This is a genomic window from Empedobacter sp. UBA5036 (assembly GCF_002415215.1).
GTDB lineage: Bacteria > Bacteroidota > Bacteroidia > Flavobacteriales > Weeksellaceae > Empedobacter > Empedobacter falsenii_B.
The window spans coordinates 1-8,850 of record NZ_DICC01000013.1 but is presented as its reverse complement, the minus strand read 5'-3'; the positions used below and the strand labels follow the sequence as shown (position 1 = coordinate 8,850).

The following is an 8,850-nucleotide window of genomic DNA, read 5'->3' as shown; positions in this document are numbered from 1 at the left end:
TTCTATAGCACGTTTGTTCATCGTTTTGACGCAGGCTTTTAGATCGTATCCACTGTTAAAGGATTTGTAAGACTTCTTGTTTTGTAATTATTCTTCTTTGTAGATACTACCTATGTAATGTTAAAAATAATAAAAAGTTCTTACCGAAAATATGTTTTGAGCTTTTGGGACTCAAACTATCTTCAGAATAACTTTTCTATTTACTCAGTTAGTAAGATACTACCGTTTGACAATACATAAAAAGTCTATGACATACTGTTATAGACTTTTTTTGTATTTATTTATTATGAATCTAATTCTTCTTCAAATATTTTTTTTCTAAGAAATAATACAATTTCAAGAAAAGAATCGAGAAAAATATTCCGATTAGTGTTCCGAAAAATATATCTCCTGTGAAATGTACCCCGACATAAACTCTACTGTAAGCAACCATTAACGCCCAAACAATTAAGATATAAAGTAACCATTTGTAATAGCGTCTCAAAAGTATTCCAATAAAAATTGCAATCGCCATATGATTAGATGCATGCGCCGAAGTAAAACCGTATCTACCTCTACCCTCGCAATCTATCGGGCGAAATAATCCTTGAATCGACTCGGTGTAACATGGACGAAAACGTTGAAAAGAATTTTTCAAGATATTTGTAAATTGATCTGCACACGCTATCATCAGTGCAATACAAACTCCAGCCAATAAGGTTTTTTTCCAACCAAGTTTTACATAAAGTAAGATGAGAAAGATGACATACAACGGAATCCATGTTTTTTTATCGGTTACTAATAACCAAAACCAATCCCATTTTTCATTCCCTAAATTATTGAAATACAAAAATATTTGTACGTCCCAATCAAAATAATCTTGTATCATTACCTACTTACTGATCCGCCTAAACCTAATGCTTCGTCTACAGATTTTGGTTCTACAACAACCGCAGGTTCTTCCACAATTGGCTCAACCACATTTTCTATAACGGGTTCTGTTGTTTCTTGCACATCCAATTCCAAATCCTGTACAGGATCTACAGCTTTCATAGTTGGTGCATCATCTTTCAACGCTGCATTTACTGTATTGTCTTGATGAATAGCTTGATGCATTTCATCTACTGGATTACGAACTTCATCAAATGATTTCTGAAAATCTTCCATTGGATTAATTTTCGCAAAAGAATCTTTGACTTCATTCATTGGATTTAACTCTTTTATGGTATTCTGAATCTCTTTTGTAGGATCAACATCCTGAACAGGATTCATAATCTCTTGCTTGATATCTTCAGATGCTTCTTTTAATTTGCGCACAGCAGTTCCCAAACCACGAGCAATTTCTGGAATTTTATCTGGTCCAAAAATCACTACAGCAACCACCATAATAATCACGACTTCCTGGAAGTCTAAAAACGCTGGGTATATTACTAAACTATTCACTAAACAAATGTATAAAATCTAAATTTAGTAGAAGAAAAAAAGCCATCAAATTTCTTTGATGGCTTTCTTAAAATTTATTTAAAATTTGAATCTTATTTATTCATTTGACCTTTTTTAGTAAAGTCGTACAATAAAGGAGATGCAACGAAAATAGACGAGAATGTACCAATTACGATACCGATTAATTTCGCAAACATAAATCCTTTGATTGATTCTCCACCAAATGCAAAAATGATTAATACGATTAAGAACGTTGATAAAGACGTATTAATTGTACGTGATAATGTTTCTGAAGTAGAAATATTAATAATATCGTACAAGTTGTGGTTTTTCTCAACTGTTAAATTCTCACGAATACGATCCAAGATAATAATCGAGTCATTCATCGAATAACCAATTACCGTCAAAATCGCCGCGATAAACGCTTGGTCGATCTCCATGTTGAAAGGTAAAATTCCTTTGAATAAAGAGAAAACTCCTAACACAATAACCACGTCATGCGCTAAAGCAATGATAGTTGATAATGAGAATTGCCAACGTTTGAACATCACGATTAAGTAGAAGAAAATTGCAACTAATGCTAAAGAAACCGCTATGTAAGAAGCTCTTGTTGTATCATCGGCAATTGTAGGACCTACTTTTGCAGAAGACATTAAACCAATTGTAGCATTATCTTCAGAGAAATCTTTTTCAGACATATTCGCTGGTAAATAAGATTTAAGACCTGCATATAATTTGTCTTTAATCTCATCATCTACATTTGTTCCATCTTCGTCAGCCTTGTATGCTGTTGTAATTTTTACTTGATTTTGACCACCATACGTTTTCACCTGTGGTATCATTTTTTCACCATCTAACACGAAAACATCACCCAAACTTTCAGAAATTTGTTGAGGATCTACATGTTTATCAAAACGAACTGTATATGTACGTCCACCTTGGAATTCGATACCCATATCAAATCCTTTTGTGAAAATAGAAATTAAAGCAACTACTGTTAAAACAATTGAAATCGCATAAGAGATTTTTCTTGTTTTTAATAAGTCAACTTTAATGTTTTGTAACCAGTGCGCTGTAAATGATGTATAAAAAGGAACAGATTTTCCTTTTGCTAAACGTCCTTCTACAAAGTAACGTGTAATAAAAATCGCTGTAAATGTTGATGTAAAAATACCAATCATAAACGTTGTTGCGAAACCTACAACAGGACCTTTACCAAAGAAGAATAAAATTAATGCTGTGATAAATGATGTCGAGTTGGCATCAATAATTGCAGAGAAAGCTCCTTTCCATGAATAAGCGAAATCTACTGCTTGACGTAATGATTTTCCTTTTCTTAATTCTTCTTTTACACGTTCGTAAATCAAGATATTCGCGTCCATTCCTGTTACCAATGTCAAGATAATCCCGGCAATACCTGGTAAAGATAATGTAGCTTTTAGCGATACTAAGAATCCTAATAAGAATAATAAGTTAATGATTAAAGCAACGTTAGCATAGATACCTGCACGGCTGTAGTAAAATACCATCCAGATTAATACCAATGCAAATGCACAACCGAAAGCGATTAACGAACTGTTAATTGCTTCTTGTCCTAATGATGGACCAACAACCTCTGCAGAAACGATTTTAGATGAAGCTGGTAAAGAACCTGCTTGTAAAATGTTTGCTAAATCTTTTGCTTCATCAATTGTAAAGTTTCCAGAAATAACAGAGTTACCTCCTGTAATTTGATTACTGATATTTGGCGCAGAATATACCATATTGTCTAACACAATTGCAACACCTTGACCTGGTTGTCCAGGACCTGCAGGTTTCAACTCGTCTGTAATACGAGACCACTCTTGTGCTCCGACTTGATTCATTTGCATTGTAACAACAGGCTCATTTGTAATAGAACCAGGGTTACGCTCACCAGCAGCCGAAACTACTTTATCTCCTTCGATTAATGGTTCTTGCGTTCCATTTTTACCTTTTAAGACATAAAACTCTAATAATTTAGGAGCAGATTTATCATTTGCTTGTTTACCTAAATTCATTGGCTTATTCGCCCAAGAGTATTTATATCCTCTAATATTTGCTGGTAATCCAGGTACAAAACCTTTGTCTTGCATCACACGATTTACAACAGCTGTATCTTTTACATTAACAACAAAACTTGCATTAGAACCAGCTGGTTGCATAACTTCTGCTAAAGTTTTGATTGTTTGTCCTTTCTCATTTTTTACATTATATTTTTCTGTATTAACGCTAGAAAAGTATTGTAAAACAGTAGGATCTTGACGAACAACTTGCCAAAACTCTAATTTTGCTGTAGATTGTAATAATTTTTTTACACGGTCTGTGTCAGAAACACCTGGTAATTCTACCAAGATACGTCCATCACCTTTATCACCTAAACGTTGAATTACTGGCTCAACAACACCAAATTGATTAATACGAGAGCTAATTACATCATAAGCTGTTGCAACTTTAGCTTCGATATCTTTACGGATTACTTCTTTTACCTGATCGTCAGAAGCATTGTACGCAATTTTATCCGCATTGTTTTTGTTTCCAAACAAATCTGCAGCTGCGTATTTTGTTCCTCCTTTTATTTTATCAAATTCTTGAAAAAATAATTCGACATAAGGTACGTTACCGTTTGTTTTTTGAGCTTTATCTGTAGCGTCCAAAGCCGTTGCCAACATAGGGTTTTGACTTTTCGCTGATAAATTCTCGATTAAATCTCTTTCAGAAACTTGTAAAATTACGTTGATACCACCTTTCAAATCTAATCCTAAATTGATTTCATTGTTTTTGGCATACCCATAATCGTACTTAATAATTCCCAAATCAAGAGGATGCTGAGCCAAGCTATCTAAAATTCTTGGTTCGTCTTCTGGCTTACTCGCCAAGCGCGCCGCCTCATGCTCCACTTTAGTTGTGTACCAAGTATAACTTAGTTGTCTGATACACAAGAGACTTAAAATAATTGCAAATGCTGCAATGAGCCATCTTCCTCGCATAATGTTTAATTGATAAATAAATTTTGACGGACAAATATAATAGTCTTGAAAATACTTTCACAATTTTTTAAGAATAAATCGAAAATCGATGTCCGTATTTCGAAATTCTTTATTCAAAAAATTAGATTTCCTTTTGGTATTTGTAGATGTAAATTGACGCTTTATTGGAGTCATCATCATTATCTTCGCACAAATACAAGGTATAATTCTTTCCAGATTCTTTATACAACGCTAAACCTTCGATTTTCTTATCATCCGAAATTTTTTGCCAACGTATAACCTCCATTCTAGCTAAATCTAACTCACCAATAATAGAACCTTTTATTTCTCCATTAAACTGAGTTGTACTTTTAGATTCTACTGTTGCTGTAAACAAAACTTTTCCATCTACTAAAATAGCATCTGAAAAAGTAGTGGTTTCATTGTTAATTTTAGGCAAAGTGATTGGAAAAAAATCAATTGATTTTCCTCTCAAATCATTTATCTTGCCTCCCACTCTATAAATTCCGTTTACGCCAGCAGGACCATTTCCTCTGTTGAAAAAATATGTACAATGTCCATCTGTAATAATTCCTTCGATGTTAAAATCTTTTTTAGATAAATTTGAAACCTTTAAAAATTCATCCAAAAGAAAACTATAATTATCGTTTTGTACCTCTTTGGTTTTGATGTTATATGAAATCAAATCGAAACGATTTTCTTTAGAGCCCGATCCAAGAATGTACAAATGATTGTCAAATTTTGTAATCGCTTCAAAATCTGGTTTATCTTTTTTAGTGATATGTTTTGATTTTACTTCTGGATTCAAATCAACTTTATCCACTTCTTTTTTCTTTTTATTGTAAACGTACAAATGTGCTTTATCATCGGAAATCGTGTAAACATGGTGTTTATCAACCACTAATCCTGATGCCGCTCCAAGCCCATTTATGACAATTAAAACCTTAAGAATGAAATTGTAAAACAACATAGATGTAAGATTTGTTTTTAAGAGGTTTCAAAAGTAATCAAAGAATATCAGAAACCTTGATAAATAACCGATTTTTTGTAAAAAAAGAACTTAACTTTGTAGCATTTAAAAAGAAAATTGAGAGATGAAAAAAATTCTAAAAATTTACATTGACGCCTACAGCGGACTTTCGAAAGAATCTTGGATGTTAGCCATCGTAATGTTGTTGAACCGAATGGGTTCGATGGTTTTACCATTTTTAGGAATTTATATGATCTCCGAATTAGGATTTTCTTTGGAAAACTCGGGAATAGTCTTAAGTTGTTTTGGAGTTGGTTCTGTAATTGGTTCTTGGCTTGGAGGTTGGATAACAGATAAAATCGGAAACTTTAAAGTACAAGCTATCAGTTTATTTCTAAGTGCTCCAATGTTTTTGATTTTACCTTATTTTAAAACGGTAGAATCTTTTGCTGTTATTATGCTTGTTTTGAGTATTATTAGCGAAATGTTTCGTCCTGCAAACTCAGTTGCCATCACACGTTATGCTAAGAAAGAAAATATCACTCGTGCTTTTTCTTTGAATAGAATGGCGGTTAATTTAGGTTTCTCAATTGGTCCATCAATGGGAGGTTTTTTATCTAATTATTCGTACGATTTATTATTCTATTGCAATGCAGGAGCCGCTTTGGTTGCTGGAATTGTTTTCTTTGTCTTTTTCAATGGACGAAAAGAGCGAAATGCAGCCAACACAGAAACTGTATCAGACAAAGCTACAGTCGAAAAAGAACGAAATGCATACACAGACACTCCTTTCTTAGTATTCAATCTATTTTGTGTATTATTCTCCATTGCATTTTTCCAAATTCTAAATACACTTCCATTATTTTATAAAGATGTAGTGCATTTAACACAAACAGAAATTGGATTATTAATGGGATTCAGTGGAATAATCATTGTTGTATTCGAGATGTTGTTGATCCATTATACCGAAAAAAGATTTACAGTTACACAACTTTTAGTTTTCGGTTCATTTATCACAGCAATTAGTTATTTTATCTTCACATTTAGTCACACATTAAGAATGTTGTACTTAGCAATTGGACTGATGTCTATTGGAGAAATGCTTGTTTTACCTTTGATGTCAACGGTTACAGCTTTTCGTTCGCAAAAAAATAACCGAGGAGCTTATATGGGACTAAACGGAATGACAGCAGCAATTGCCTTTATTGTTTCGCCATTTTTAGGAACTCACATTGCTACCGATTACGGTTTTAATACACTTTGGATAATCACCACAGTTATTTTAGTCATCGTAGCTATCGGATATCACTTTTTTACTAAACCACTTTTACCAAAAAATATTTAAGATTTTCTTATCTTCGATAATTATTAGTTGAAATCACATGAAAGTATATACAAAAACAGGAGACAAAGGAACAACAGGTTTATATGGAGGAACACGTGTCTCTAAAAATAGTTTAAAGATTGATTCTTACGGAACTGTTGATGAATTAAATTCTTATTTAGGATTAATTCGTTCTTATGAAATTGATCCAGCATTAGAGGAAGAAATTATCATCATCCAAAAAGGTTTATTCAATCTTGGAGCTGAATTAGCAACGCCAGTCGATAAATTATACTTGGCAAATGGTAAACCTCGCATTCCGAAAACCGTTACTGAAGAAGATATTGTTCAATTGGAAGAATGGATTGATGATTTGGAAGGACAATTGGAACAATTGACACATTTTATTTTGCCAGGAGGAAATCAAGCCGCTTCTCATGCACATGTTGCGCGTTGTATTTGTCGTCGTGCCGAACGTTTGACAGTTGGTTTGGCTGAGGAAGAAGAAATCCGTCCAGAATTACAAAAATATTTGAATCGTCTTTCTGATTATTTGTTTGTTTTAGGTCGAAAAATTGCCACAGACAATAATCACGAAGAAGTAAAATGGATTCCAGGTGAATAAAAAAGCTCTTTTATTTTTGAATGGCGAAGTCCCTACTATTCTGCCTGATACATCAAATTATGATATGATTTTTTGTACAGATGGTGCATTTCGTTATTTACAAAAATTACATATAACGCCCGATGTTATTTCGGGCGATTTTGATTCTTTTGAAATCAGTCAGTTTCCTCCTGAAACAGAAGTTATTTCTACTCCAGATCAAAATGACACAGATTTTACAAAAGCCTTACAAATCATTTTGGATAAAGGTTTTGAACAGGTTGATGTTTTTGGAGCAAGTGGTCGTCAACAAGATCATTTTATTGGAAATTTGAATGCGGCTTATCGTTTCAAAGATCAAATCAATATTTTGTTCTACGATAATTATAGCCAATATTTTTTCGCAGAAAAAGAAACGAAATTAGAAGGTTATTTTGGACGAACAATTTCGCTTCTCCCCTTTCCTGAATGTAAAAATATTATCACAAAAGGTTTGGAATATCCATTGAATAAAGAAGATTTAAACTTACTTTCTCGCATAGGAACTCGTAACAAAGCCAATGAAGATGTGGTTACAATTGATTATTCAGAAGGTAATTTAATCATCTTTATCATCGATCAAGAATTTCCTATTTTGATTGCTTAATTTCACTATTTTCAGTGAAATACATCTTTAGTATTTTTTGTACATTTACTGAAAACCAAATTACTATGAATAAATTTTCAGTTATTGTAGCATCTATTTTAGCCGTTGGGTTAATTGCTGCAACATGTATATTAGGAAACGCTTACAAATACAAATTCAGAAGTTCTGAATCGATCAATGTTACTGGAAATGCTTTGAAAGATTTTAATGCTGATTTAGTCAAATGGCGTGCAACTTTTAGTCGCAAAGATTATGATTTGCGCATTGCTTCGGATCAATTAAAAGCTGATCAAACGGTTGTCAAAAACTTTTTGATTTCGCAAGGAATCAATCCAAAAGAAATTGTTTTTGAAGCGGTAAATATTTCAAAAGATTTTCAGTACGGAACAGATGCAAACGGAAATTCGATTAGTCAATTTACTGGTTATAATCTATCTCAAGACGCAACAATCGAATCGAAAGAATTGGATAAAATAGAGAAAGCTTCGCGTGAAATTTCAACTTTAATTAGCCAAGGCATCGAATTGAGTTCATCTAATCCAAATTATTACTACTCGAAATTAGAAGATTTAAAACTTGAATTGATTGCACAAGCTTCTGAAAATGCAAAACAACGCGCTGAAAATATTGCAACAAAATCTGGCACTAGTTTAGGAAAATTAAAACAAGCCGATTTGGGTATTTTTCAGATTACAGGAAAAAATGATAATGAAGAATATTCGGCTGGTGGTTCATTGAATACCACATCTCGCCAAAAAACGGCTCAAATTACTGTGAGAGCAAGTTATAACTCAAATTAAAAAATCAATAAAAAAAAGCTTCTTAATATTAAGAAGCTTTTTTGTCTATTTAAATATGTCCCGTCCTGAAATAGCG

General features: G+C 32.9%; 8 protein-coding genes. 4 read left to right on the top strand and 4 right to left on the bottom strand.

The genetic code is table 11. From position 1 onward, the window contains the following. Positions 1–292: 292 nt before the first annotated feature. From B4J88_RS01415 to B4J88_RS01400, 4 genes are all read right to left on the bottom strand, one after another. Positions 293–868, bottom strand: a complete 576-nt coding sequence (locus B4J88_RS01415) for a phosphatase PAP2 family protein (RefSeq protein ID WP_125350689.1) — start codon at positions 866–868, stop codon at positions 293–295. Further along, positions 868–1,422 (bottom strand): twin-arginine translocase TatA/TatE family subunit, encoded by a 555-nt coding sequence (locus tag B4J88_RS01410; RefSeq protein WP_236688155.1) that lies wholly within the window; start codon positions 1,420–1,422, stop codon positions 868–870. Before B4J88_RS01410 ends, B4J88_RS01415 begins: the two co-directional genes overlap by 1 nt. 92 nt (positions 1,423–1,514) lie before the next feature. Further along, positions 1,515–4,430 carry a protein translocase subunit SecD gene (secD, locus tag B4J88_RS01405; protein ID WP_280051391.1) on the bottom strand — a complete coding sequence of 972 codons (2,916 nt, stop codon included), beginning with the start codon at positions 4,428–4,430 and terminating at the stop codon, positions 1,515–1,517. Between the two features lie 121 nt (positions 4,431–4,551). Then, entirely contained in the window at positions 4,552–5,400 is an 849-nt protein-coding gene (locus B4J88_RS01400; protein ID WP_291063235.1) for a DUF6929 family protein, read from the bottom strand. 124 nt (positions 5,401–5,524) lie between these two features. Here B4J88_RS01400 and B4J88_RS01395 point away from each other — a divergent pair, with 124 nt between their 5' ends. The 4 genes from B4J88_RS01395 (at position 5,525) to B4J88_RS01380 (ending at position 8,774) form a co-directional block, all read left to right on the top strand. After that, positions 5,525–6,745 carry an MDR family MFS transporter gene (locus tag B4J88_RS01395; protein WP_291065998.1) on the top strand — a complete coding sequence of 407 codons (1,221 nt, stop codon included), beginning with the start codon at positions 5,525–5,527 and terminating at the stop codon, positions 6,743–6,745. Positions 6,746–6,782: 37 nt separating this feature from the next. Next, positions 6,783–7,349 (top strand): cob(I)yrinic acid a,c-diamide adenosyltransferase, encoded by a 567-nt coding sequence (locus tag B4J88_RS01390; protein ID WP_125350685.1) that lies wholly within the window; start codon positions 6,783–6,785, stop codon positions 7,347–7,349. Next, positions 7,342–7,974, top strand: a complete 633-nt coding sequence (locus B4J88_RS01385; protein WP_291065996.1) for a thiamine diphosphokinase — start codon at positions 7,342–7,344, stop codon at positions 7,972–7,974. The genes B4J88_RS01390 and B4J88_RS01385 overlap by 8 nt, the downstream gene beginning before the upstream one ends. Before the next feature lie 65 nt (positions 7,975–8,039). Further along, entirely contained in the window at positions 8,040–8,774 is a 735-nt protein-coding gene (locus B4J88_RS01380; protein WP_291065994.1) for an SIMPL domain-containing protein, read from the top strand. The last annotated feature ends 76 nt before the right edge of the window (positions 8,775–8,850 follow it).